The sequence below is a fragment of the Roseateles sp. P5_B10 genome (assembly GCF_056400485.1).
Window position 1 is genome coordinate 1 of record NZ_JBFULE010001138.1, and the last position, 1,313, is coordinate 1,313.

Annotated in this window: 3 protein-coding genes; 2 read left to right on the forward strand and 1 reads right to left on the reverse strand. The window is 64.3% G+C overall.

From position 1 onward, the window contains the following. A partial coding sequence (locus tag AC1DU6_RS31510; RefSeq protein WP_477862107.1) for a sugar phosphate nucleotidyltransferase occupies nucleotides 1-525 on the forward strand: 525 nt, incomplete at its 5' end. Between the two features lie 5 nt (nucleotides 526-530). After that, nucleotides 531-1,082 (forward strand): dTDP-4-dehydrorhamnose 3,5-epimerase, encoded by a 552-nt coding sequence (gene rfbC / locus AC1DU6_RS31515; RefSeq protein WP_056204089.1) that lies wholly within the window; start codon nucleotides 531-533, stop codon nucleotides 1,080-1,082. A gap of 17 nt (nucleotides 1,083-1,099) precedes the next feature. Here rfbC and AC1DU6_RS31520 read toward each other — a convergent pair. Next, nucleotides 1,100-1,313 (reverse strand): LbetaH domain-containing protein (locus AC1DU6_RS31520; RefSeq protein ID WP_477862109.1); only part of this gene is annotated, 214 nt, incomplete at its 5' end.

Sequence of the window (1,313 nt, forward strand, 5' to 3'; positions counted from 1 at the left end):
GGCCTGCTGGGCAGCGCCACAGGCCGCGACGGCGGCGCCAGCGTCTTCGCCTATCACGTGACCGACCCCGAACGCTACGGCGTGGTCGACTTTGATGCCCAGCAACGTGCGCTGTCCATCGAAGAGAAACCGAAAAGCCCGAAAAGCAATTACGCGGTGACGGGCCTGTATTTCTACGACGAGCAGGTCTGCGACATCGCGGCAGCCATCAAGCCCAGCGCCCGCGGTGAACTCGAGATCACCGACGTCAATGCCCAATACCTGCGCCAGGGCCAGCTCAATGTCGAGATCATGGGCCGTGGCTATGCATGGCTGGACACCGGCACCCACGACAGCCTGCTCGAAGCGGGCCAGTTCATTGCCACGCTGGAAAAGCGCCAGGGGCTGAAGGTGGCCTGCCCGGAAGAGATCGCCTACCGTGCCGGCTGGATCGATACCGCGCAGCTTGAAACCCTCGCCAAGCCCCTTGCGAAGAATGGCTATGGCCAATATCTGCTCAAGCTGCTGACCGACAAGGCCTTCTGAACACGATGCAAGTCACGCCAACCGCCCTTCCCGAAGTCCTGCTCATCCAGCCCAAGGTCTTCGGCGACGCCCGCGGCTTTTTCATGGAGAGCTGGAACGAGGAGCGCTTCAACCAGGCCCTGGGCTACGACGTGCACTTCGTGCAGGACAACCACTCGCGCTCCGCGCGCGGCGTGCTGCGCGGCCTGCACTACCAGCTCGACCCACATGCTCAGGGCAAGCTCGTGCGCTGTGTCTCCGGTGCCGTGTTCGACGTGGCCGTCGACATGCGCCGGTCCAGCCCCAATTTCGGGCGCTGGGTCGGCTTCGAACTGTCGGCCGAGAACCAGCGGCAAGTCTGGATCCCGCCTGGCTTCGCCCATGGCTTCGTCGTCGTCAGCGAAACCGCGGACTTCCTCTACAAGACCAGTGGCCGCTACGCACCCGAGTGCGAGGGCGCAGTGCGCTGGGATGACCCGACCATTGGCATCGAATGGCCGCTGGACGGACTCATCCCGCAACTGTCGGCAAAGGACGTCAGCGCACCACTGCTGGTTGAGGCCAAGACGTTCACCTGAGTCGATCGGCCCGCAGCTCAGGCGCGCGCGTCACCCCAACGCAGCGGCGTCACCTCGTCGCCGACATAGCTGGTGTGCCCGGTGCGATCCACGCAGTACTGCGGCGAGATGATCATCTCGCGCACCGTCATGCCTTCACCGATGCGCGTGTGCTCAATGAGCACGGCCCGCTCAACGACCGAACCGGCGCGCAGGTGAGATCCGTGACCGATCCAGGTAGGTCCGATCACC